The 23581-nt window shown below is 67.9% G+C and carries 26 protein-coding genes and 1 riboswitch; of the genes, 7 read left to right on the top strand and 19 right to left on the bottom strand.

The window, feature by feature from the left end:
• Positions 1–79 precede the first annotated feature (79 nt).
• A complete protein-coding gene (gene greB, locus TSH20_RS13955) occupies positions 80–631 on the top strand; it encodes a transcription elongation factor GreB (protein ID WP_109075304.1) in 552 nt (183 codons plus the stop codon).
• A gap of 34 nt (positions 632–665) precedes the next feature.
• On the opposite strand, the gene thiC is transcribed toward greB, so the two are convergent.
• From thiC to ffh, 15 genes are all read right to left on the bottom strand, one after another.
• Positions 666–2405: a phosphomethylpyrimidine synthase ThiC gene (gene thiC, locus TSH20_RS13950; RefSeq protein WP_109075303.1), complete on the bottom strand. Its 1740-nt coding sequence runs from the start codon at positions 2403–2405 to the stop codon at positions 666–668.
• 119 nt (positions 2406–2524) lie between these two features.
• Positions 2525–2658, bottom strand: a riboswitch (TPP riboswitch).
• A 76-nt stretch (positions 2659–2734) separates the two neighbouring features.
• Positions 2735–3721 carry a CorA family divalent cation transporter gene (locus TSH20_RS13945; RefSeq protein ID WP_109075302.1) on the bottom strand — a complete coding sequence of 329 codons (987 nt, stop codon included), beginning with the start codon at positions 3719–3721 and terminating at the stop codon, positions 2735–2737.
• 55 nt (positions 3722–3776) lie between these two features.
• Positions 3777–4064 (bottom strand): hypothetical protein, encoded by a 288-nt coding sequence (locus tag TSH20_RS13940; RefSeq protein ID WP_109075301.1) that lies wholly within the window; start codon positions 4062–4064, stop codon positions 3777–3779.
• Between the two features lie 20 nt (positions 4065–4084).
• Positions 4085–4984 carry an acetylglutamate kinase gene (gene argB / locus TSH20_RS13935; RefSeq protein ID WP_085088015.1) on the bottom strand — a complete coding sequence of 300 codons (900 nt, stop codon included), beginning with the start codon at positions 4982–4984 and terminating at the stop codon, positions 4085–4087.
• Positions 4985–5066: 82 nt separating this feature from the next.
• A complete protein-coding gene (locus tag TSH20_RS13930; RefSeq protein WP_109075300.1) occupies positions 5067–6356 on the bottom strand; it encodes a cation:proton antiporter in 1290 nt (429 codons plus the stop codon).
• 12 nt (positions 6357–6368) lie between these two features.
• Positions 6369–7052: a ribosome biogenesis GTP-binding protein YihA/YsxC gene (gene yihA, locus TSH20_RS13925; protein WP_199231866.1), complete on the bottom strand. Its 684-nt coding sequence runs from the start codon at positions 7050–7052 to the stop codon at positions 6369–6371.
• A gap of 111 nt (positions 7053–7163) precedes the next feature.
• Positions 7164–8891, bottom strand: coding sequence for a membrane protein insertase YidC (gene yidC, locus TSH20_RS13920; protein ID WP_109075333.1), 1728 nt, complete (start codon positions 8889–8891; stop codon positions 7164–7166).
• Positions 8892–8946: 55 nt separating this feature from the next.
• The gene (gene yidD, locus TSH20_RS13915; protein WP_109075299.1) at positions 8947–9276 is read right to left on the bottom strand and encodes a membrane protein insertion efficiency factor YidD; all 330 of its coding nucleotides are present in this window, start codon (positions 9274–9276) and stop codon (positions 8947–8949) included.
• 15 nt (positions 9277–9291) lie between these two features.
• Positions 9292–9678, bottom strand: coding sequence for a ribonuclease P protein component (gene rnpA / locus TSH20_RS13910; protein ID WP_109075298.1), 387 nt, complete (start codon positions 9676–9678; stop codon positions 9292–9294).
• Positions 9679–9686: 8 nt separating this feature from the next.
• Positions 9687–9821, bottom strand: a complete 135-nt coding sequence (gene rpmH, locus TSH20_RS13905; RefSeq protein WP_098740538.1) for a 50S ribosomal protein L34 — start codon at positions 9819–9821, stop codon at positions 9687–9689.
• 101 nt (positions 9822–9922) lie between these two features.
• Entirely contained in the window at positions 9923–10318 is a 396-nt protein-coding gene (gene rplS, locus TSH20_RS13900) for a 50S ribosomal protein L19 (RefSeq protein ID WP_012973145.1), read from the bottom strand.
• Positions 10319–10359: 41 nt separating this feature from the next.
• Positions 10360–11169: a tRNA (guanosine(37)-N1)-methyltransferase TrmD gene (gene trmD, locus TSH20_RS13895; protein ID WP_109075297.1), complete on the bottom strand. Its 810-nt coding sequence runs from the start codon at positions 11167–11169 to the stop codon at positions 10360–10362.
• Complete coding sequence (rimM, locus tag TSH20_RS13890; protein ID WP_109075296.1) at positions 11166–11747, bottom strand: ribosome maturation factor RimM; 582 nt, start codon at positions 11745–11747, stop codon at positions 11166–11168. The genes trmD and rimM overlap by 4 nt, the downstream gene beginning before the upstream one ends.
• A 76-nt stretch (positions 11748–11823) precedes the next feature.
• The gene (gene rpsP, locus TSH20_RS13885) at positions 11824–12180 is read right to left on the bottom strand and encodes a 30S ribosomal protein S16 (RefSeq protein WP_063633821.1); all 357 of its coding nucleotides are present in this window, start codon (positions 12178–12180) and stop codon (positions 11824–11826) included.
• Between the two features lie 61 nt (positions 12181–12241).
• Positions 12242–13627: a signal recognition particle protein gene (ffh, locus tag TSH20_RS13880; protein ID WP_109075295.1), complete on the bottom strand. Its 1386-nt coding sequence runs from the start codon at positions 13625–13627 to the stop codon at positions 12242–12244.
• Between the two features lie 333 nt (positions 13628–13960).
• Here ffh and TSH20_RS13875 point away from each other — a divergent pair, with 333 nt between their 5' ends.
• A complete protein-coding gene (locus TSH20_RS13875) occupies positions 13961–15313 on the top strand; it encodes a pentapeptide repeat-containing protein (protein ID WP_109075332.1) in 1353 nt (450 codons plus the stop codon).
• 33 nt (positions 15314–15346) lie between these two features.
• Here TSH20_RS13875 and TSH20_RS13870 read toward each other — a convergent pair whose 3' ends face one another.
• From TSH20_RS13870 to TSH20_RS13855, 4 genes are all read right to left on the bottom strand, one after another.
• Positions 15347–15964: a hypothetical protein gene (locus TSH20_RS13870; RefSeq protein ID WP_247871119.1), complete on the bottom strand. Its 618-nt coding sequence runs from the start codon at positions 15962–15964 to the stop codon at positions 15347–15349.
• Positions 15965–16110: 146 nt separating this feature from the next.
• Entirely contained in the window at positions 16111–16743 is a 633-nt protein-coding gene (locus TSH20_RS13865; protein ID WP_109075294.1) for a hypothetical protein, read from the bottom strand.
• A 31-nt stretch (positions 16744–16774) separates the two neighbouring features.
• Entirely contained in the window at positions 16775–18103 is a 1329-nt protein-coding gene (locus tag TSH20_RS13860) for a DUF2336 domain-containing protein (protein WP_109075293.1), read from the bottom strand.
• Entirely contained in the window at positions 18100–19821 is a 1722-nt protein-coding gene (locus tag TSH20_RS13855; RefSeq protein ID WP_109075292.1) for a diguanylate cyclase, read from the bottom strand. Before TSH20_RS13855 ends, TSH20_RS13860 begins: the two co-directional genes overlap by 4 nt.
• A gap of 237 nt (positions 19822–20058) precedes the next feature.
• Between TSH20_RS13855 and TSH20_RS13850 the strand changes: the two genes are divergently transcribed.
• The 5 genes from TSH20_RS13850 (at position 20059) to dapE (ending at position 23576) form a co-directional block, all read left to right on the top strand.
• On the top strand, positions 20059–20790 hold the full coding sequence (locus tag TSH20_RS13850) for a pyrimidine 5'-nucleotidase (RefSeq protein WP_109075291.1): 732 nt from the start codon (positions 20059–20061) through the stop codon (positions 20788–20790).
• Positions 20791–20897: 107 nt separating this feature from the next.
• Entirely contained in the window at positions 20898–21740 is an 843-nt protein-coding gene (gene dapD / locus TSH20_RS13845; RefSeq protein ID WP_085087980.1) for a 2,3,4,5-tetrahydropyridine-2,6-dicarboxylate N-succinyltransferase, read from the top strand.
• 84 nt (positions 21741–21824) lie between these two features.
• The gene (locus TSH20_RS13840) at positions 21825–22079 is read left to right on the top strand and encodes a type II toxin-antitoxin system HicA family toxin (protein WP_109075290.1); all 255 of its coding nucleotides are present in this window, start codon (positions 21825–21827) and stop codon (positions 22077–22079) included.
• Positions 22076–22402, top strand: coding sequence for a type II toxin-antitoxin system HicB family antitoxin (locus TSH20_RS13835; protein ID WP_244560729.1), 327 nt, complete (start codon positions 22076–22078; stop codon positions 22400–22402). Before TSH20_RS13840 ends, TSH20_RS13835 begins: the two co-directional genes overlap by 4 nt.
• Before the next feature lie 25 nt (positions 22403–22427).
• Positions 22428–23576, top strand: a complete 1149-nt coding sequence (gene dapE / locus TSH20_RS13830; RefSeq protein ID WP_109075289.1) for a succinyl-diaminopimelate desuccinylase — start codon at positions 22428–22430, stop codon at positions 23574–23576.
• The last annotated feature ends 5 nt before the right edge of the window (positions 23577–23581 follow it).

Below are 23581 nucleotides of genomic sequence, written 5' to 3'. Positions count from 1 at the left end.
CTGGAACGGGAAAAGGCGCCGCAAGGCGCCTTTTCCTTTTCCCGGACGTTATCACCCCTGCCACAGGACAGGTCGGACCATGAGCAAGGCCTTCACCCGCGAGAACGACACGCCGGACGACGACGAACTCGACGATCCGGCACCGCTGCCGCAGGGCTTCAAGAACTACATGACCCCGCCCGGCTTCCAACGCATGCAGGAGGAGTTGCGCCACCTGCTGCGGGTGGAGCGGCCGAAGGTGGTGGAGGTGGTGTCCTGGGCCGCCGGCAACGGCGACCGGTCTGAGAATGGCGACTATCTCTATGGCAAGAAGCGCCTGCGCGAGATCGACCGCCGCATCCGCTTCCTGAACAAGCGGCTGGAATCGGCGGTGGTGGTCAATCCGCAGGACCAGAAGAACCGCGAACAGGTCTTCTTCGGCGCCACCGTCACCTATGCCCGCGAGGACGGGTCGGAGAACACCATCACCATCGTCGGCGCCGACGAAGTCGACCCCGACCGCGGCCATGTCAGCTGGATCTCCCCCATCGCCCGCGCCCTGCTGAAAGCGCGGGAAGGCGATCTGGTCGACGTCCGTACGCCAGCGGGGATGGAGCAGGTCGAGGTGCTGGAGATCAGGTACGCGGGATGACGGAGGGGGCAGTAACCTGCCCCCTCCCCCTCCCTCACTCCGCCGCCGGCTGATAGATCTCCCCGCCCGACTCGCGGAACTTCTGCGACATCTCGGCCATGCCGGACTCTGCGGCGTCGCGGATTTCCTGCGTGATCTTCATCGAACAGAATTTCGGTCCGCACATCGAACAGAAATGCGCGGTCTTGGCGCCCTCCGCCGGCAGGGTCTCGTCGTGGTAGGCCATCGCCGTGTCGGGATCGAGCGACAGGGCGAACTGGTCACGCCAGCGGAAGGAGAAGCGGGCACGCGACATGGCGTCGTCGCGCAGCCGCGCCGCCGGGTGGCCCTTGGCGAGGTCGGCGGCATGGGCGGCGATCTTGTAGGCGATGACGCCGGCCTTCACGTCGTCGCGGTCGGGCAGGCCCAGATGCTCCTTCGGCGTGACGTAGCAGAGCATCGCCGTGCCGAACCAGCCAATCATCGCCGCACCGATGGCGCTGGTGATGTGGTCGTAGCCCGGCGCGATGTCGGTCACCAACGGCCCGAGCGTGTAGAAGGGCGCCTCGCCGCACAGTGCCAGTTGCTTCTCCACATTGTGCTTGATCTTGTGCATCGGCACATGGCCCGGCCCCTCGATCATCACCTGCACGTCGCGCGCCCAGGCGATCTTGGTCAGCTCGCCCAGGGTTTCCAGCTCGGCGAACTGGGCGGCATCGTTGGCGTCGGCCTGACTGCCCGGCCGCAGGCCGTCACCCATCGACAGCGCCACGTCATAGGCGCGGCAGATTTCGACAATGTCGGCGAAATGGTCGTAGAGGAAATTCTCGCGGTGATGCGCCAGGCACCATTTGGCGATGATCGAGCCGCCGCGCGAGACGATGCCGGTCACCCGCTTCGCGGTCAGCGGGATGTGGGCCAGCCGCAGGCCGGCATGGATGGTGAAGTAATCGACGCCCTGCTCCGCCTGTTCGATCAGCGTGTCGCGGAACAGCTCCCAGGTCAGATTCTCGGCCTTGCCATTCACCTTCTCCAGCGCCTGATAGATCGGCACGGTGCCGATGGGGACCGGGGAGTTGCGCAGGATCCACTCACGGGTCTGGTGGATGTCGGCGCCGGTGGACAGGTCCATCACGGTGTCGGCGCCCCAGCGGATCGACCAGACCATCTTCTCAACCTCCTCCTCGATCGAGGAGGTCACGGCGGAATTGCCGATGTTGGCGTTGATTTTGGTCAGGAAGTTGCGGCCGATGATCATCGGCTCCGACTCGGGGTGGTTGACGTTGGACGGGATGATCGCCCGCCCGCGCGCCACCTCGTCCCGGACGAATTCCGGGGTGATGAAGTCAGGGATCTCGGCACCAAAATCCTCGCCGTCGCGCCCCGATCCACTGGCGGCCTCCAGCGCTGCGGCGCGGCCCAGATTCTCGCGGACGGCGATGTATTCCATCTCCGCGGTGACGATGCCGGCGCGGGCGTAGGCCATCTGGGTCACTGCCCCGCCGCCCTTGGCGCGCAGCACGCCGCTGTCGGTGGTCTCAACGTCGCCACGCGCCAGGATCCAGTCGCGGCGGTGCTTGGCCAACCCGGCCCGCACGTCGATGGCAACCGACTCGTCGGTGTAAGGGCCGGAGGCGTCATAAACGGTCAGGGGCGGCTCGCCGCCCGACAGCGCGATCTCGCGCAGGGCGACGCGCAGGTCGGGAAAGCGCGTGCCGGACACATGTATTTTCCGCGACGACGGCAGCGGGCCGGTCGAGATGCGGATGGCGTTCTCGTTGAAGTCCTTAGGCATTGGGTTTCTCCGTCGGAGTTGGGCGGACAAACCCGGGACTGCGGACGGAGGTGCGGTATCTTCGTGCAGGCCGTTCCCCGGCATAGCGGGGGCGATGCGGCCGGACGGGGGCGTGGTCGGCCCGTCACGAGGTCCCTCCCTTCGCCGGTATGACCCGGATCAGGTTCGAAGGGTCACCACGCTGCCGGCGACGCTTGGCGCCGTCCGGCCGTTGGTATCTCAGCCCCCTGTCGGGACCCCCCTGGAATGCGCCCATCCTGCCGACGACGGACGCGCCTGTCAAAAGGAAAGCGCCGCGGACGATCCGTCTGCCATATTGTGGAAATGCGCTACATCCAGCGCTTCGACCGCACATAGACCATCGGCAGCAAGGCCGACAGCAGCATCAGCCCCAAGGCGCTGGCATAGCCGAAGGGCGAATGGCTGCCGGGCATGTCGGTGAAGTTCATGCCGCCGATGCTGGCGACCAGGGTCGGCGGATAGAGCAGGACGGTCAGCACCGACACGATCTTGACGATCTCGTTCTGCTCGACATTGATCTGTCCCAACGCTGTATCCAGCGCCAGCGCGACCTTGCCGGCCAGGAAACGGGCATACTGGTCGAGCCCGCGCAGGTCCTGCAGGGTGGTCTTGGCCCAGCGCCGCGTCGCCTTGCCCGAATGCCAGCCGTCGCCGCGCGCCAGAAAGTCGGTCATGCGGGTAAGGCTGGCCAGACTGACCCGCGCCTTGCCGATCAGATGGCCGGCATGGCCGATGCGCTTCAGCGTCTGGGCATCGTCCAGCGTCTCGCCGCGGGAGCGCAGCTTGCGCCCGCGGAAATAGCGGCGGTTCAGCGCATCCAACTCCACCCCGGTCCGCCGCAGCACGACGGAGGTGCGGTCGATCATCCCATCCACCAGCGCCGCCAGAACCAATTCGCCACGGGCGGCCGAGATCTCGCCATGGGTGGCGCGGCGGCGAAAGGCCAGCAGCGCCTGCGGATCGATGTCGTGGATGGTCACCAGCCGCCGCCCGGCCAGCACAAAGCTGACGGTGGCGATGCGCGGCTCGTCGGTGTCGGCCCAGACCAGCGCGGTGACGGTCATGGTCAAGGCGCCGCCGGTCACGCGGAGACGGCTCGACTCCTCGATCTCCGCCATCTGCTCGCGGGTGGGCAGGCCCGTTCCGATCAGCGCCTCCGCCCGCGCCAACTCTTCGGACGTCGGATTGATGAGGTCGAGCCACACGGCGGAGTCGGGCAATGGCGCCGCCTCCTCCGCGGCAGCCTCCCTGACCCAACGCAGCAGACCGCCGTCATTGACGAAGACATGCAGCAAGGCTGTGCTCCTTGCGTCGGTAATCCGCCCCTCTCCCGCCCCGGGAGAGGGCAATTTACGTCAGCCGACCGCCGCGTCGCGGCTTAACGGGTGGCGGCACCTTCTCCCCATTGTCGAGGTCCAGCGCCGCACCCTCGGCCTTCAATGCCTGTTCCAGCTTGCGCCGGAAGGCGCCGCCGTCCCGCTTGGCGTCCAGGAAATGGCCGACCGCCTCCTTCGCCGCGTCGCTGTCGTAGGGAACCTTGCCCAACGCCGCCAGCTTGGCGCGCTCCACCAGCTTCGGGTCCATCTTCTCGCGGATGGCCTTCATCTGGCGGAGCAAATCCTTGCGCAGGTCGGACATCAGTCCCCCTTATTCCGGCGTCAGGCCTTGCCGATCAGGGTGCCGGCGCCGCCCTCGGTGAAGATCTCGAGCAGCAGCGCATGCGGCACGCGGCCATCCAGGATAACAGCGGCGTCGACGCCCTGCTCCACCGCGCCGATGCAGGTCTCGATCTTCGGGATCATGCCGCCCGAGGCGGTGCCGTCGGCGATGGCCTTGTGGGCATCCGCCAGCGACATCTTCTCGATCAGCTTCTTTTCCTTGTCGAGCACGCCGGCGACGTCGGTCAGCAGGAAGAAGCGCGCCGCCTTCACCGCCGCCGCGACCGCACCGGCCGCCGTGTCGGCGTTGATGTTGTAGGTGTCGCCGTTCACGTCGAAGCCGACCGGCGCGATCACCGGGATGATGTCCGACTTGGCGAGGGCCTGCAGAATCTCCGGGTTCACCTTGTAGGGTTCACCGACGAATCCCAGGTCCAGCACCCGTTCGATGTTGCTGTCGGGATCGCGTTGCACGCGCTCCAGCCGGCGGGCGGTGATCAGGTTGCTGTCCTTGCCCGACAGGCCGACGGCGCGGCCGCCGGCGCTGTTGATGGCGGCGACGATCTGCTTGTTGATGGAGCCGGCCAGCACCATCTCGACCACCTCGACCGTCTCCTTGTCGGTGACGCGCAGGCCGTCGATGAAGCTGGACTTGATCTTCAGCCGCTCCAGCATCTGGCCGATCTGCGGCCCACCGCCGTGGACGACCACCGGGTTGATGCCGACCTGCTTCAGCAGCACGATATCGCGCGCGAACAGCTCCGCCAGACCGGCGTCGCCCATGGCGTGGCCGCCGTACTTGATGACGAAGGTGCTCCCGGCATAACGGCGCATGTAGGGCAGCGCTTCGGACAGGGTACGGGCCTTGGCGAGCCACTCGTCACGGGTGGGAGTCTGCACGGGAGGATGCCCTTTGTCGGGATGGAGTGTCGGGTCTCTTTAACGGAAAGGCCGGCCGGTTGCCTAGGGGGCAATTTAACGGTCACATACCCCCACGCCTGCCTCCCGCGGTCGCCGCCGCGGTACAGCCGGCCGGACGCCACAATCCGGCCAGCCGCGTCATCGGCTGCGTCAGCGCGGTGACCGCCACCGCCATCAGCACCATCGCAGAGAAACAGGGACCGGACAGTACGCCGGCCTCCAACAGAACGGTCAGCACGATCACCTCCATCAGCCCCTTGCACGGCATCAGCGTGCCGAGCCTGAGCGCGTCCGGCCAGGACTCGCCGGTCCAGCGGGCGGGCAGCGTGGTGCCGGCCATCTTACCGGCGAACGTGGCGAGGCTGGCGAGCGCAAAGACCGTCCATTGCGCCGGGTCGTCCAGCGTCAAATTCACCTTCAACCCGGTCAGCGTGAAGAAGAAGGGCAGCAGGATCAGCGTGGCGAAATGCTCCAGCCGGTCGAGGATGGCGGCCGCATAGCGGCGCGGCATGGCGCTGCCTGCGATGAAGGCGCCCAGGATGTAATGCAGTCCGATCAGTTCGGTCACCGCCGCCGAAGCCAGCAGCGCCGCACAGGTCACCACCACCGCGGTATCGCCCATCCGCCCATCCGGCGCCACCCGCTCCAGCAGACGGTCCAGCAGCGGGCGCACGACCAGGACCGTCGCCCCGACATAGGCGAAGCCAAGCAGCCCGACTTTCGCGACCGCCCAGGGATCGCCGCCGCCATCGGCCGTGGACCATGCCAGAACCGCGGTGATCAGCAGCCAAAGCAGCGCGTCGTTCACCGCGGCATAGCCCAGCGCCAGACGCCCGACCCGGTCGCCGAGCAAATCCATCTCGCGCAGGATGGCCCCCAGCACCGGCAGAGCGGTGACGCCGACGCAGATGCCGAAGCCGGCGGCGAACAGGCCGGGAGTCGCATGCGGTCCGGTCATGCCGGGAAAGGCGCCGGCCAGCCACCAGCCCAAGGCGCCGCCCAACAGGGTCGGCACCAGCATGCTGGACAGCGCCACGGTGGCGAAGGCCCCTCCCCGCCCGCGGAACTCGGCGGGATCGAGATGCAGGCCGGTGAGGAAGGCAAAGAAAACGACGGCCATCAGGGCCAGACCGGACAGCGGCGCCAGTGCCGTCGGCGCGAACAGAACGCCCCACAAATCCGGCGCCAGCCGGCCGAGCAGCGACGGCCCCAGCGCCACCCCGAACAGGATCTGGATGACCACCATCGGGGCGATGTGGCGCCCGCCGCCGAGCCGCCACAGCAGAAACGGCCCGGCGATCAGCAGCAGGGCCTGCATCAGGAACAGCAGCGCGGGGGAAATGCCACCCACCGCCGCCGGCCCTTATTCGGCGGCCAGGGCGAGCGCCGCGAGGCTGGCGCGCAGCTCGGCGATGCCGGTGCCCTTCTCCGAACTGGTGACATGGATGTCGGGGAAGGCTGCCGGGTGCTTCTTCAGCCCCGCCTGGGTGTCGCGGCGGATCCTGTCCAGATCGGCGGCCTTCACCTTGTCCGCCTTGGTCAGTACGACGACGTAGGGCACCGCCGTGCGGTCCAGCATCTCCATGATCTCATGATCGTTGGGCTTCAGCCCATGACGCGAATCGATCAGCACGAGCGCCCGGCGCAAGGTGACGCGGCCGCGCAGGAACCGGCGGACCATGTCGTTCCACGCCTCCACCTTCTCCTTCGATTCCTTGGCATAGCCGTAGCCGGGCATGTCCACCAGCTTCAGCCGGTCGCCAAGGTTGAAGAAGTTGAGCTGCTGCGTCCGGCCCGGCGTGTTGGAGGTGCGGGCCAGCGTCTTGCGCCCGGTCAGCGCGTTGACGAGGCTCGACTTGCCGACATTCGACCGGCCGGCGAACGCGACCTCCGGCAGGTCGGCCTCCGGCAGCTGATTCAGCGCGTTGGCGCCCCAGACGAAGTCGCACTCCTTGGCGAACAGCAGCCGCCCGGCCTCCAGCGCGGCCTCGTCGAAGCCGGAAACGATGCTGGGGGTGTCGGGGGTCGACGTGTCGGGGGTGGTCATGGCGGGCGCTCTCGTTGGGATCGGCTAAAAAACATACCGCCGGCAGAGGCCCGTCAAGGGTCTTTGCCGGCGGTACGTCTCAGACATTGGGCAGAGGAGGGATCGGGCCGATCAGACCTTCACGCCCATGCGCTTCATGATGGTCCACTGCTGCAGGACCGACAGCGTGTTGTTCCAGGCCCAGTAGATCACCAGACCGGCCGGGAAGCCGGCGAGCATGAAGGTGAAGACGATGGGCAGGAACTGGAACACCTTCTGCTGGACCGGGTCCGGCGGGGCCGGGTTCATCTTCTGCTGGAACCACATGGTCACGCCCATGATCAGCGGCCACAGGCCGAGATGCAGCATGGTCGGCGGGCTCCACGGGATCAGGCCGAACAGGGTGAACAGGTTCGTCGGATCGGGCGAGGACAGGTCGTGGATCCAACCGAAGAACGGCGCATGCCGCATTTCGATGGTCACGAACAGCACCTTGTAGAGCGAGAAGAACACCGGGATCTGGATCAGGATCGGCAGGCAGCCGGACACCGGGGAGACCTTCTCGCGCTTGTACAGCGCCATCAGCTCCTGGTTCATGCGCGCCTGATCGTCGCTGAACTTCTCGCGCAGCTCCTGCATCTTGGGCTGCAGAGCCTTCATCTTGCTCATCGCCTGATAGGACTTGTTGGCGAGCGGGAAGAAGACGGCCTTGACGCAGACGGTCAGCACCAGGATGGCGATGCCGAAGTTGCCGATGACACGACCCAGGAAATCCAGCGCGTAGAAGAACGGCTTGGTCAGGAAGTAGAACCAGCCGAAATCGATCGCGAGGTCGAAGTTCTTGATGTTCAGCTTCTCGGAGTAGCTGTCGAGCAGCTTCACCTGCTTGGCGCCGGCGAACAGGCGGCCGGTGTTCTCGACCGAGGCACCCGGCGCGACCGTGACCGGCGCACCCATGGTATCGGTCTGGTAGCGGTCGGTGTTGGCGACCTGATTGTAGAGGAAGCGCGCGGTGACCTTCTCGTTCGGGTCAGGCACCAGCGACACCAGCCAATACTTGTCGGTGATGCCGATCCAGCCGCCGGTCGTTTCCTTGGAGATGCTGCCGGCCTTGCGGACGTCGTCGTACTTCTCTTCGGTCAGCGAGCCGTTGAAGACGCCGAGCGGGCCTTCATGCAGGATGTAATAGCCCGACGTGTGCGGCGTGCCGGTGCGCGACACCAGGCTGTAGGGCAGCAGCGTGACCGGGTTGGCGCCGATGTTGCGGACCGACTGCGTCACCGTGAACATGAAGTCCGGGTCGACGGCGATCTTGCGCTCGAACACCAGCCCCTGGCCGTTGTCCCAGGTCAGGGTCAGCGGCTTGTCCGGGGTCAGCGCTGTGCCGTCGGCGGTCCAGCGGGTGGTCGCGGTCGGGGTGGCGATGCCGGCGCCCTGCGGCACCCAGCCGAACTCGGCATAATAGGCGGCGGGCGTGCCGGCCGGGGCCAGCAGCACGATCTCCGGGCTCTTCGGGTCCGGCGTCTCGTGGTACTGCGCCAGCGTCAGGTCGTCGATGCGGCCGCCGACGAGGTTGACGGACCCGTGCAGGGCCGGCGTGTCGATCTTCACGCGGGTGCCGGCCGCCAGCTGCTCGGCGAGCAGCTCGGGGCGCTCCTTCGCGACCTCTGCCGTGCCGGGTGGCTGCTGGGCGGGCACGCCGGGGGCCGGCACCGGCACCGACTGCTCCGTCTGGGCGGCCTGCTGGGCGGCGAGTTGCTTCTGCTGCTCCACCCGCGGCTTTTCATAGAAATACTGGAAGCCCAGAAGGATGGCGATCGACAGGGCAATCGCGATGATGAGGTTGCGTTGGTCGGTCATGGCGTCCCGGTTGCCGTGGGGCCTTTGGAAGAAGGGCGGCGTGTGCGCGGCCTTGTTACGGGTTTTCGCCGGGCTGGGCAACCGCCGCATACCCTTTTTCCCGCAGGCCACAGCGATGGGACGCCTGGGGCGCCCCCTGCGGAGCGGGATCGGGCACGGGATCCCATCCCGACCCGCCCCAGGGATGGCAACGCCCGAGCCGGCGCACCGTCAGCCATCCCCCCCGGATGGCGCCGTGCTTTTCCAGCGATTCGATGGCGTAGCAGGAGCAGGTCGGCTGGAAACGGCAATGCCAGCCCACGAAGGGCGACAAGGTCCAGCGATAGAGATAAATGAGCGCGCGGAGCAGGTGCGCGAGCGGGCTGAGGCCGGCGATGCGAAACATGACGTCGCTGGCCTCCTACCCTTCCGCCTCGCGCCACAGGCCGAGGCGCTTCAGCCCGGCGGTCAGGTCGCCGAGCAGATCGGTCCACGGCCGCTCGGCCGTGCCGCCGCGGGCGACCAGGACGAAGTCGTGGCCGGGCGCCGCATGAACGGTCAAAATCTGCCGCGCTGCCTCACGCAAACGGCGGCGGGCGCGATTGCGCACCACCGCGTTGCCGACCTTGCGGCTCGCCGTCAAACCGAAACGGATCGGCGGACCGCCGTCGGCGGGCCGCTGCTTGTCGTCGTGCCGGCGCACCTGGAGGATCAGGCCGGGAGCCACATGCTTGCGCCGTGTCCCGGCCACGGCCAGAAATTCCGGCCGCCGCATCAGGCGCCCGACCTCGTGGTCCGGCGCCGCCATCGCGGGGATCAGGCGCTCAGGACCTTGCGGCCACGGGCGCGGCGACGGGCGATGACCTTGCGGCCGCCGACGGTCGACATGCGGTGGCGGAAGCCGTGGCGACGCTTACGCACGATTTTGGACGGCTGGAACGTGCGCTTCATGGCGCCTACTCCTTAAGCTTTGCTGATGGTGGCGGGAAGAAGACGCCCGGCCGGATGGCCGGGCGCCGAACCTATGAACCTGAAACGAACCGAAAGGCGCCTTACTCGGCAGCCCGGCGGCCGTTGACCATGCCGCGGCCGGTGGTGCGCTCGGCGATGCGGGCGGCCTTGCCGCGCAGATCGCGCAGGTAGTACAGCTTGGCGCGACGGACGGCGCCCTTGCGGACCAGCTCGATCGAGTCGATGCGCGGGGAGTACAGCGGGAACACGCGCTCCACGCCCTCGCCGTAGCTGATCTTGCGAACGGTGAAGGAGCTGTTCAGGCCGGCGTTCTTGCGGGCGATCACGACGCCCTCATAGGCCTGGACACGCTCGCGCGTGCCTTCGACGACCTTCACGTTCACGCGGACGGTATCGCCCGAGGAGAACTCCGGGATCGTCTTGCCACCGAGGGCCTTCTCGATCTGCTCCTGCTCGAGCTGCTGCAACAGGTTCATAGCACTACCCCTTTTCTATCGGCGCGCCTCGCGGCGGACCGTCACTCCGGTTTCGGGTCGCGCCGGCGAGCCTGCCGCCGACCCTTGTTCGTAACAGTTTCTGCCGGACGGCTCGCCTGGTAGAGCGACCACAGGTCCGGCCGTCGGGCCTCCGTGATCTTCTCCGCCTCGGCCAGCCGCCAGGCCTTGACCTTTCCGTGGTGACCGGAGAGCAGAACCTCCGGCACCGCGCGTTCCACACCCTGTCCGTCGGTCCAGACCGCCGGCCGGGTGTAGTGGGGGTATTCGAGCAACCCCCGTTCGAAACTCTCTTCGCCCGCCGTCTCCACGTTGCCCATGACGCCAGGGAGCAAGCGCACCACGGCATCCATCAGGCTGAGCGCGGCGAGTTCCCCGCCGGACAGCACGAAATCCCCGAGGCTGACCTCTTCGAGGCCGTGCGCATCGAGGACCCGCTGGTCCACCCCTTCGTACCGGCCGCAGAGCAGCGTCACCACCGGGGTGGCGGCCAACTCCTTGACCAGTTCCTGGTTCAGCACCCGTCCGCGAGGCGACAGATAGATCGCCCGGCCGCGTCCCGGTGCCCCCACAGGTCCCGCCGTCGCGGTCAAAGCCGCGTCCAGCACGTCGGGCCGCATGACCATGCCGGCCCCTCCGCCGAAGGGGGTGTCGTCGACGGAGCGGTGTTTATCGCGCGCGAACGAGCGAATGTCCACCGATTCCAGTGCCCAGACTCCATTTTCCAACGCCTTGCCGGCCAGCGAGTGGCCGAGCGGCCCCGGAAACATTTCCGGGAACAGCGTCAGAACCTTGGCCGTCCAGACCCGCGGACCGTCGGCGCCGTAATTCACGGCCCCTCCTCCCCGCGCTGGTCTCCGCCCTCTTCCCCCTCGTCCTCCTCCGCCTCGTCACCGGAACCCTCGCGGGCTTCGATCACGGCCGGAAGATCGACGACGATGCGACCGCCCCGGACATCGACCACCGGCACGCAGGCCTTGGAGAAGGGAAGCATCTCCAGCGGCCCGCCGGCGGTTCGAACTTCGAGCACGTCGCCGGCTCCGAAGTCGTAGATCGCCTTTACCGTGCCGTAGACGGTTCCGTCGGCGAGTTCCGCACGCAGGCCGATCAGGTCGGCATGGTAGAACTCGTCCTCGTCCTCCGTCGCCGGCAGGACGCTGCGGTCCACATAGAGCCGCACACCGGCCAGCGCCTGCGCCTGTTCGCGGCTGGTCACCCCGTCGACCTTGGCCAGGAAGTTGTCCTTGACCATGCCCTGGAGCGTCACCGTGAAGCGGCGGGCGCCGTTCTCGTCCGACAGCGGGCCATAGGTCATGATGTCGGCGGGTTCGGCGGTGAAGCTGCGCAGCTTCACCAGCCCCCGCACGCCGTGCGATCCCGCGAACTGGCCGACACAGATTTTGGCGGTCATCGAAGGAGCACCCGGCACGTCGTCACGACCTCAACCCTGCGGGCCAAGAGGCCCACCCTCAACCTCAGCCCCAAGCTCAGCCTTCTGCGGCAGCCGCGGCAGCGGCGGCCTCGGCCTTCAGACGCTCCTGCGCCTTGGCCTTCGGAGCCGACTTCTTCGGGGTCTCGCGGACGGCGGGCTTCTCGACCAGGCCGGCATTGGCCAGGAAGTGCACGACGCGGTCGGTCGGCTGGGCGCCGACCGACAGCCAATGCTTGGCGCGCTCGGCGTTCAGGATGATGCGCTGCTCGTGCTCGCGCGGCAGCATCGGGTTGTAGGTGCCGATCTTCTCGATGAAGCGGCCGTCACGCGGGCTGCGGGCGTCCGCGATGACGATCGAGTAGAACGGACGCTTCTTCGCACCACCGCGAGCCAGACGAATCTTCAGAGCCATTGGTCGAAACTTTCTCTTCTCAAGTCAAACAGGTATCAGGTGATTTCGTAAGGCGGTCAGGTCAGCCGAAAGGCCCCTTGCCGCCAAAGCCGCCGAGTCCCTTCGGCAGCAGATTTCCCAGGCCGCCGCGCAGCATCCCCTTCTTCCCAAGCTTCTGCACCTGCTTCATCATTCCGCGCATGGTCTCGAACTGCTTCAGCAGCTTGTTGACCTCCTGCACCGAGGTGCCGGAACCGGCGGCGATTCGCTTGCGGCGCGAAGCCTTGATGATGTCGGGGTTCTTGCGTTCCGCCTTGGTCATCGAGGAGATGATCGCCTCCTGGCGCTTGATCATCCCGTCGTCGACGTTGGCGTCCTTCAGCTGGTCCTTGATCTTGCCGATGCCCGGCAGCATCCCCATCAGGCCGGACATGCCGCCCATCTTGCGGAGCTGCTTCAGCTGCATCGCCATGTCGTCGAGGTCGAAGCCCTGGCCCTTCTCCATCTTGCGGGCGAGCTTTTCGGCTTCGTCCTTATCGATGGTCTCGACGGCCTTTTCCACCAGCGACACCACGTCGCCCATGCCGAGGATACGGCCGGCGATGCGGTCGGGGTGGAAGGACTCCAGCGCGTCGATCTTTTCGCCGACGCCCAGCAGCTTGATCGGCTTGCCGGTGATCTGGCGCATCGACAGGGCCGCACCGCCACGGGCGTCGCCGTCGATGCGGGTCAGCACGATGCCGGTGATGCCGACCTTGTCGTTGAAGTTGGTGGCGACGGTGACGGCGTCCTGGCCGGTCATCGCATCGGCGACCAGCAGCGTTTCCGCCGGCTTGGTCGCGTCGCGGACCGCCGCGACCTCCGCCATCAGCTCCTCGTCGATGGCGAGGCGGCCGGCGGTGTCGAGCATGACGACGTCATAGCCTTCGAGACGGCCGGTCTCGATGGCGCGTTTGGCAATGGCGACCGGGTCCTGGCCCGGCACGATCGGCAGCGTCGCGACGCCGGTCTGCTCGCCGAGAACCTTCAGCTGTTCCTGGGCGGCCGGACGGCGGACGTCCAGCGAGGCCATCAGGACCTTCTTGCGCTCCTTCGTCTTCAGACGGAGCGCGATCTTGGCGGTGCTGGTGGTCTTGCCCGAGCCCTGCAGGCCGACCATCAGGATCGGCACCGGGGCGGCGGCATTCAGGTTGATGTCGGCGCCTTCGCCCAGCATCTCCACGAGGTTGTCGTGGACGATCTTGATGACCTGCTGGCCGGGGGTGACGGACTTCAGCACCTCCTGCCCGACGGCGCGCTCCTTCACCTGGGTGACGAACTGCTTGACGACGGGCAGCGCGACGTCGGCCTCCAGCATCGCCACGCGAACTTCGCGCAGTGCAGCGGAGACGTCCTCCTCGGTCAGCGCGCCACGGCGGCGCAGCTTGTCGAAGATGTCGCCCAGGCGTCCGGTCAGGCCTTCGAACATGCGTTACTCGTTCCCCAGTTCCGGGTCCAGCGTCAGAGCCGCCACCCGCACAAGCACGAAAGCGCCAGTGCGCGAATTTCGCGGACTGGCGGAGATACCCGGCATGGGGCCGGGGTACCCGGTCTATCGACTTGGCGGAAGACAGGTCGGCGGACCATAGAGAAGCCGGAACCACGAGTCAACCGTTGCAAGCGGTCCTTGGACTCCCGCCGAAGGTCGCCCTTGCGGGGACGCGGTTATCGGTCGCAACCTTGTCACAGTCCGCCGACTCTTAACCAAATTTTGGCGACTCTTTCGGATTATGGGTTACCAAATAGAGAAGGTATGCCGGCGATGTCGTCCGCCCAGGGCTTCGGGTCCAACAGTCCGCGCACCAAGCTGACCCAGAGCCAGCTCAACGCGATCCTGTTGCGGCACCAGGCATTCCGTAAAAGCCAGCCCGGCGGCGTGCGCGCCAACCTGAAGATGCGGGACCTGTCGCATCTCGACCTGTCCGGCATCGACCTGTCCGACGCCGATCTGTCGGGCGCCAAGCTGTTCAGCGCGCGGCTGACCGGCGCCAACCTTTCCAACGCCAACCTCTATGCCGCCGACCTGCGGCTCGCCAACCTTGAGAAGGCCGACCTGCGTCGGGCCGACCTGCGCGGCGCGTGCCTGCGCGGCGCGGTGCTGAGCGAGGCGACGCTGGTGGAGGTCGACCTGCGCGACGGCACGCTGCTGCATTACGACGCCAGCGGCGAGATGTACACGCAGGAGTATGAGGATTCGGTCCTGACGTCGGAACTGACGGCGGCGACCATCCGCGGCGCCGACCTGTCGCGGGCGAAGATCGCCAACGCCTTCGTCATGCAGACCGACCTGACCGACGCCATCCTGCGCGGCACGAAGTTCATGCGCGCCAACCTGACCGGCTCCAACCTAACCGGCTGCGACCTGACCGACGCCGACCTGACGGAGGCCAACCTGTCGGGCGCCCGCTTGTCGGGGGCGGTGATGACCGGCTGCGCCATCAACCGCACCAACTTCAGCGGCGCCACCATGATCGGCGCCATCCTCGACGCCGCCCAGATGCGCTCGCCCAACCTGCAGGCGGCGGTTCTGGCCAAGACGCTGGAGAACCCGGAAGACGACCTGCGCGAGATGCTGATGGAGCATCTGAGCTGGATCGACAGCGGCGGCAAGGCCGGCAAGCGCGCCGACCTGTCGGCGCTGGACCTGTCGGGCCGCAAGCTGGACGGCATCAACCTGTCGGCGGCGATCCTGCAATGCATCGCACTGCGCGGCGCCAACCTGTCGGGTGCGGCGATGGCGATAGCCGACCTGTCGTTGGCTGACATGCGCAAGGCCAACCTGTCGAAGGCCGATCTGCGCGGCGTGAATTTCGAGCGCGCCACCCTGACCGGTGCCGACCTGACCGGCGCCCAGCTTGGCCCCGTCCATATCCAGACGATGAGCGGCCATATCTGGCGCGCCAATCTGCAACGCGCCCGGCTGGGCATGGCGCTGCTGTGCAAGGCCGACCTGCGCAAGGCCAACCTCGCCGGGGCAAATCTGGCCGGAGCCGACCTGACCGGCGCCGACCTGACCGAAGCCGATCTGACCGGCGCCGACCTGACCGGGGCCGTGCTGGACGGCACCACGATGGATCAAGCGATCGTCGAGGAGGCGATCGGGCTGGCCAGTTGAAGCGATCGTCCCGGCTCCGGGTCAGGAGTCGGATCAGACGGGGGTCCCGCCCCGCTTCGCCAGCCAATCGCCGGAGCTGTAGACGCTGCGGACATGGTGGACCAGCAGGTTGCGGGCATCGATCAACTGGCCCATCCGCTCGCGGCAGGCGACGATGCCGGTGTCGGGGTGATAGACCGGCGCCAGTTCACGGAAACGCCGCCTCACCTGATCCTCGTCGAAACACCATTCATTGACGAAACCGAACAGCTGCGCCGCGTCGCGCACTTCGGTGATCTGACCGTCGAGCGGCTGGAAGGACAGGCGCTGCAGCGCGTGGGCCAGCGTCTTGTTGCGGTAGCCCAGCGTCTCCACCGCGGCTTCCAGCCGGCGCACGTCTTCGGCCGGCAGGATGCGGGCGCCCGGATCGGCAAGCGCCAGGGCGGCGGCCAGCGCCCTGCGGATCGCGGCGTCGCAGGATTCCACGCCCTCCACCTCCAGCACCGCTTCCCCGCCCGAGTCGCGCAATCCGGGATCGGCTGCCCCCTCCGGGGCCAGCAGCAGGGCGGCCGTCACGAGCGCCGACACCCCCACCCCGCGCAGGGCGGCAAGCTCCAGCACCGCGGCGCGAAAATGCGCGCCGCAGGGCACGGATCGGCCGGGGGCTGGCATGGGACTGGACTCTTCCGGTGCGGTCATCGTCGGCGCCAACACTTGGTGGAAGCGGGCGCGAATCTACGCAAACTCTTGAATCGCCGCAATCACGCGGATGGACGCGGCCGGAAGGATTTGAGCCGGACGGAGTATCGCACGTGGGCTCAGTGCGTCCTCATCGCCCCCGGCTTGGCCGGCAGGCGGTTGAGCAACTCGTCGATATAGGCGGTCTCGTCCTTGCCGGACATGGCGGCGAAGCCCTTCAGCATCTGGCTGCCGAAGGAGAAGACGCTGGACAGGTCGATGCGCCACGCCCCGCCTTCGCGCACGAAGTCGGCCGGAACCAGCGCCGGCCGGTTGTCGACCATCAGCAGGCCCGATGCCCGGTCACCCTTGACCCGCACCGGCCCCAGAGAGCTGCGGGAAATGACGTTGGGGCCGAGCCAGCCGGCCTTCAGCGCATGGTTGGCGATGTCGCCGACCGACATGCGGCGCAGTTCGGACGGGCCGAGATAGCGGCGCAGACCCATGGCGGCGAAGCGCTCGGCCGGTTCCAGCCGCTGCAGCGGCGCGTCGCCGGGCTGGCGGGCGGCGTCACGCACCGACTCCAGCGCTTTGACCGAGTTGCGGGTGAGCAGCGGGATCACCGCCGACCCCCGCTTTTCGGCCAGCGCGCTGCGGGCGGCGTCGAAGGTCGCGGCGACCTCGCGCTCCTCCGGCGTTTCGCGCGGCGGGGCGGCGAAGCTGGTGGATGCTGCGATCAGGATGACGAAGAAGGCGAGGAAAGCAACACGCATGCCAGGGAAAACCCGAAAACGGTTGGAAACGTCACGCCTTCTCCTCGACGCCGAAGAATTCGAGCTGCCAGCGCATCTCTTCATCGGTCATCGGATAGTGCGTGCCGTCGCGAGCATTAAGCGCCGTTTTTGGCGGAATCTGGGCAAGCCGCAACTGGACCTGCCGGGCGAAGCGCATGGTCAGCCCGGCGCGCCACACCAGCGCGGTGACGGCGCGCGGCGCATGGGTGGCGACGATGCGGTCGACCACCGGAAGCGGGATTTGCGACAGCTCCGCCAGCGCCGCCATGACGAAGCCGCGGTCGCCCTCCACCATGGACCCCTCGATCAGCTTCTCGGTCAGCTTGCCTTCCTTGTTCAGGCGGGCCGCCTTGTCGCTGGGGCGTTCCACCGGCTTCTCCGGCCCGGCGGCACCGCCGACCGCCTCCTCGCCGAAATCGACCGGGCCAAGCGGCTGGCCGGGCGCGGTGCCGGCCGCCGCCTGCCCCACCCGCTGGCGCACCGCCTCCACCAGCCCGCGCGCCGCCTCCGGATCGAGGTCGTCGCGGTCCTGCAGAACCTTCAGCAGATTGTCGGCGACGAAGCTGGCCAGCCGCGCCACCGCACGCGCCGGCAGCCGCGGACGGCGGACCAGCGGCGAATGCCAGGGCTCGTGCTGCGGCGCCTGATCGAGGATGCGGTCGAGCGTCTCTTCGCGGATCTGGGCCGACGGGTTGCCGAGCAGCGCCGTCACCGCCGCCTCGTCGTCGGAGCGCGCGATGGCGTCGGCGACGGAGGCGGAGACGTTGTGCCGGCTGGCGATGGCGGTCATCGCGCCCCGCACCGGCCCCTTCATGATGATGTCGGTCAGATCCTCTTCGGTGAGGATCGGCGAATGCTGCAGGACCGGTGCGCAGACCGACAGCTCCACGTCGCGGGCCAGCCGGTTGATGACGCCGTGCGGGGCGTTGGGCAGGTCCTTCAGCGCCTCGGCCAGGATGCCGCGCACCTCCGTCGCCTGGTCGCGCGCCAGCGTTTCCAGGCATTCCACCGTCAGCCGTTCGATCTGGATCGCCTGATCGGCCGACAGCTCCGGCAGCAGGCGGGCGATCTTCTGCGCCACCGCCTGCCGCACCATGACCTCGCGGTCCTTGGCCAGCAGCAGGTCGGCCTGCCGCGGCGTTCCGGCATTGGTGGCGATCGCGCGCCGCACCTCGGCCGCGGCGTCGGCGGCCAGGAAATACAGCAGCTCCGGCCGGGTCTTGGGATGCTCGGCGACCTTCCGGCGAACCGCCGGATCCTCGCTCTGCACCATCCGCTTGGCGGATTCGTAGTCGGCGGGGTCGAGTGTCTCGGGACGCGGGGAGGCGGGCGGGGTCACGGGGCGGGCTCCGCGGCGGAAATGTCGGACGAAGATACCTGGAAGACCGGAGCCAGGGCGTAATGGCCCTTGCCGCTCTTCTTGGCGTCGTACATGGCGGCATCGGCGCGGTCGGTCAGCTCGCGCACCGTCTCGCCGCGGCCGGGGGTATGCACGGCGATGCCGATCGACAGGCCCAGCGGTTTCTCCGGGCTTGCCGACAGGTGGGCAAGGTCACGCATGCCGTTCAGCAGCCGATCGGCGACGATCCGCGCCTTCTCCTCGTCGGTGCGGCCCAGCCACAGCACGAACTCGTCGCCACCCAACCGTCCCGGCAGGTCGCCCGGCCGCACCCCGGTGGTCAGCAGCGTGCCGATGGCCTTCAGCACCGTGTCGCCCTGCTGGTGGCCGTGCAGGTCGTTGACCGCCTTGAAGTTGTCCAAGTCGACATAGAGCAGGGCCGACGGCCCGCTGTCCGGCCGCGAGATCGATTCCTCCAGCCGTTCGAAGAAGGTGCGGCGGTTGAACAGGCCGGTCAGCCCGTCGCGCTCCGACAGGCGGCGCAGCCGCTCCTGATAGGCGAGATGGGCATGGGCGATGCCGATATGGTCGGCCACGCCAGACATCAACTGGCGGTCGTCGTCGTCCCAGGGCTCCGAATCGCCGGTGCGCCAGACCAGCAGCGCGCCGTTCACCGCCTGCCGGTACTCGGTCCGCTCGCCGATCAGCTGCACGTCGCCCAGCCGGTCGGCCAGTTGCCCTTCGCCATTGGCGATGCGGTCAAGCAGCGCGGTGCCGACCTCCGGCAATTCCGCGCCGAACTCCGCCACCAGCGACAGGGCGACACGACCCCCGCCCGCGGCGCCGGCGCTGCCGCCCCCCTCCTCCGCCCGGTAGATCCGGCAGCCGTCGGCGCTGAGCGCCCGCGCCGTCTCCGTGGCGGCCACCACCAGCGCTTCCGCGGCGTCGAGCCGGTCGCGCAGGGTGTGGACGATGTGGCCGAGCAGCCGTTCGCGATAACGGATGCGCGCCAGTTCGTTGGAGCGCAGCACCTGTTCGGTCACGTCGCGGCAGACGCCGCGGGCGCCGATCCAGTCGCCCTGCGGCCCGAACAGCGGCAGGGCGGAGGCGACGATGCAGGCCGGCGTGCCGTCGGCGCTCTTCAGCCAAAGCTCGGACTGATCGACGGCGCGGCGGCAGTCGAAGGGCATCGGCAGGTCTTCCGCATCCTCCAGCGCCAGGCTGCGCGGGTCGCGGCCGATCAGCGCGTCGGCCGGATAGCCCAGCGCGCCCTTGTGGCTGACGAAGACGAAGGTGCCGTCCGGTCCCGTTTCCCAGGCGAAGTCGGAGGAGACCTCCACCAGATCCTTGTAGCGCCGCCGCGATTCGGTCAGCGTGTGGCGCAGCTGCCGTTCCAGCGTGTCGTCGCGGCCCAACAGCAGGAAGCCGCCGTCGGGCAGCGGCACGCCGGCCCATTCGACGATCATGATCCCGCGCAGCGATTCCACCGGCACCGAGCGCAGCCCCGGCGCCACGCTTGACCCCGACAGCCAGTTGCGCAGTTCCGGCAGCCAGCGCGGGTCGCTGTCCATCATGTCTTCCGCCTCGGCATTGGCTTCGGCGACGGCCAGCGCCGCATCCAGCCGCAGGGCCGGGCCGGGATACAGCGCGACCAGCGTCACGGGGCCGGTCGGACCGGCATTGGTGGCGGAAGTACCGGTGGTCAGGAGAAGGTCCACGGCGATCCCAGATCGGCGGGCCACGAGGCGGACGAGCCGCGCGGCGGGCGGGGTGAAAAACCTTAGGCTGCAAACCGTTATAAGGTCCGGCCCATGCTACCTCTTTAGGGGTTAATCTTCAATCAACCAACGATGCGGGGGAGCCCCCATGGCGGCGGCTCGACCCAAGGGACGGGCCGACGCTGCGACCATGTGAAGCGCCTTGCGGCGGCACGCCGGCGGCCCCATTCTTGGGGGATGACCGTCCCGACCTCCCCCGCCGCTCCGGCGCCCGACTCCGCCACCGGATCCGCCGGCAATCCCCTTGCCGCGCTGCGCGACCGCGCCGTGTGGATCTTCGACCTCGACAACACGCTCTACCCGGCGTCCTGCAACCTGTTCGCCCAGGTCGACCGCCGGATCAACGAGTTCATCGCCGCCCACTTCAACATCGGCATGGACGAAGCGCGGGTGCGGCAGAAGCATTTCTTCCGCGAATACGGCACCACGCTGCGCGGCCTGATGATGGAGCATGACGTCGATCCGGTCGCCTACATGGACTATGTCCACGACATCGACGTGACCGGCGTCCAGCCCTCCGCCCTGCTGGCCGATGCGCTCGGCCGCCTGCCGGGCCGCAAGATCATCTACACCAACGGCTCGGTCCGCCATGCCGAGAATGTCGCCGGCCGGCTCGGCATCCTCGACCGGTTCGAGGCAGTGTTCGACATCGCCGCCGGCGGTTTCGTGCCGAAGCCCGATCCCCGCCCCTACGCCACGCTGGTGGAGCGCCACGGCGTCGACCCGGCCGACGCCTGCATGGTGGAGGACATCGCCCGCAACCTCGCGCCCGCCCATGCGCTGGGCATGACCACCGTCTGGGTCCGTGGCGAGAAGGAGTACGAGAAGGCCGGTGTCGGCGCCGGGATCCACATCGACCACACCGTGGACGATCTGCCCTCCTGGCTGGCCGCGGTGGCGGGGGTGTAGGGCTTTGTCGCAAACCGGCCGATGCCCGCCGCGGGTATGGTTGACAGCGGGCGCGATGCGGCTCCATGGTGCCGTCCCTTGACAATCGACAGCAGAACGACCGCGCCATGAGCCACGCCAGCCTGCAAGCCACCATCGACGCCGCCTGGGAAAACCGGGCCGATCTCACCACCGCCACCACCGGCCCCGTCCGCGACGCCGTGAACGCGGCGCTGGATGCGCTCGATGCCGGCGACCTGCGCGTCGCGGAGAAGACCGCGGACGGCTGGAAGGTCAACCAGTGGCTGAAGAAGGCGGTTCTGCTGTCCTTCCGCCTGAACGCCAACGAGATGATCCCCGGCGGCCCCGGCGGCTCGTCCTGGTTCGACAAGGTGCCGCCGAAGTTCGAAGGCTGGACCGAAGGCCAGTTCCAGAACGCCGGCTTCCGCGCCCTGCCCGGCGCCATCGCCCGCAAGTCGTCCTATGTCGCCCCCGGCGTCATCCTGATGCCGAGCTTCGTCAATGTCGGCGCCTATGTCGACAGCGGCACCATGGTCGACACCTGGGTCACCGTCGGGTCCTGCGCCCAGATCGGCAAGAACGTCCACCTGTCGGGCGGCGTCGGCATCGGCGGCGTGCTGGAGCCGCTGCAGGCCGACCCGGTCATCATCGAGGACAACTGCTTCATCGGCGCCCGTTCGGAGATCGTCGAGGGCGTGATCGTCGAGGAAGGCGCCGTCATCTCCATGGGCTGCTACATCGGCGCCTCGACCAAGATCATCGACCGCCACACCGGCGAGGTCTTCATGGGCCGCGTCCCGGCCTATTCGGTCGTCGTCCCCGGCTCGCTGCCCGGCAAGCCGCTGCCCGACGGCACCCCGGGGCCGAGCCTGTACTGCTGCGTCATCATCAAGCGCGTCGACGAGAAGACCCGCTCGAAGACGGCGATCAACGACCTGCTGCGGGATTGATCCAAACGGAAGAAGACTTTGGGGCGATAGCGCAGGCCGCTATCGCCCTTGCCTTTCCGGCGCCTCCCACAATACCATCGCCGCATGAACAACGCCCATCGCGCGACGCTTGCCGCCATTTTCGCGCGGCCGACCTCCGCTTCGATCCGCTGGGCGGACATCGAGGCGCTGGTGATCGCGTTGGACGGTGTCGTCGAGGAGCGCGCCGGTAGCCGCGTCTGGATCGAGGTCCGCGACCGTGGCGCGGTCTTCCACCGTCCCCATCCCCGGCCGGAGGCCAAGAAGGGCGCGGTGGATGCGGTGCGCAAGTTGCTGATCAACGCGGGGATCACGCCATGACGATGGAATACAAGGGCTATGTGTCCGGTCCCATCGATTTCGACCCGGAGGACGGGACCTTCTCCGGTACGGTTGCCGGCCTGTCTGACGTCATCCATTTCGAAGGCGGCAGCGCGCAGGATCTGTGGGACAGCTTCCGCGGAAGCATCGACGAATATCTGGCGATCTGCGCCGAGAAAGGTCGCACGCCCGACAAGCCTTTCAGCGGCAAGATGCTGGTGCGCGCCACGCCGGAACTGCACCGGAAGGCTGCCTTGCGCGCCGCCGCCGAAGGCATCAGCCTGAGCCAATGGGTCGCCCGCCAGATCGACGCGGCCCCCTGACCGACGAAGACCAACCGGACAGCCCATGACCATCGACCCCGTCGCTCTCGCCCAGGACCTGATCCGCTGCTCCAGCGTCACACCGCGCGACGACGGCGCGCTGAGTGTGCTGGAGGCGGCGCTGACGCCGATGGGCTTCACCTGCCACCGCCTGCGCTTCCAGCAGGAGGGGACGGAGCCGGTGGAGAACCTCTATGCCCGGCTCGGCACCGAAGGACCCAACTTCTGCTTCGCCGGCCACACCGACGTGGTGCCGCCGGGCGACAAGGGCTGGACCGTCGATCCCTTCGCCGGCGAGGTGATGGGCGGACGCCTGTTCGGCCGCGGCGCCGTCGACATGAAGGGCGCCATCGCCGCCTTCGTCGCCGCCGTGTCGCGCCGGTTGCAGGATGGGCCGCCCGCCGGATCGATCAGCCTGCTGATCACCGGTGACGAGGAAGGGGTGGCGATCAACGGCACCCGCAAGGTTCTGGACTGGCTGGCCGAGCGCGGCGAGCGCATCGATGCCTGCGTGGTGGGGGAGCCGACCAACCCCAAGGCGCTGGGCGACATGATCAAGATCGGCCGGCGCGGCAGCCTGAGCGGCTTCCTGACCGTGTTCGGCGCGCAAGGGCACGTCGCCTATCCGCATCTGGCCGACAACCCGCTGCCGCGGCTGGTCCGCATGCTGGCCGCCATCACCGAACACCCGATGGACGAGGGCACGGCGCATTTCCAGCCCTCCACCCTGGCGCTGACCACCATCGACGTCGGCAACAAGGCGACCAACGTCATCCCGGCGCAGGGGAAGGCGACCTTCAACATCCGCTTCAATGACGCCCACACCCCGGCCAGCATCGAGGCGTGGCTGCGCCAAACCTTCGACGCCATCGGCGGCGCCTATGAACTGGAGATCTATTGCTCCGGCGACAGCTTCGTCACCCCGCCCGGCCCGCTGACCGAGCTGGTGGCGGAGGCGGTGGAGGGGGTGACCGGGCGCCGGCCGGACTATTCGACCACCGGCGGCACGTCGGACGCCCGCTTCATCAAGAATGTCTGCCCGGTGGTAGAGTTCGGGCTGGTCGGCCAGACCATGCACAAGGTGGACGAATATTGTTCGGTGGAGGATCTGCGACAGCTGACCGCCATCTACGAATCGATCCTGAAGGGCGTGTTCACGCGCCTTGCCGGGTGAGAAGC

The sequence above is a fragment of the Azospirillum sp. TSH20 genome, assembly GCF_003115935.1.
Taxonomy (GTDB): Bacteria; Pseudomonadota; Alphaproteobacteria; order Azospirillales; family Azospirillaceae; genus Azospirillum.
The sequence above is the reverse complement of the archived record's forward strand: the minus strand, read 5'-3'. Positions and strand labels throughout refer to the sequence as shown.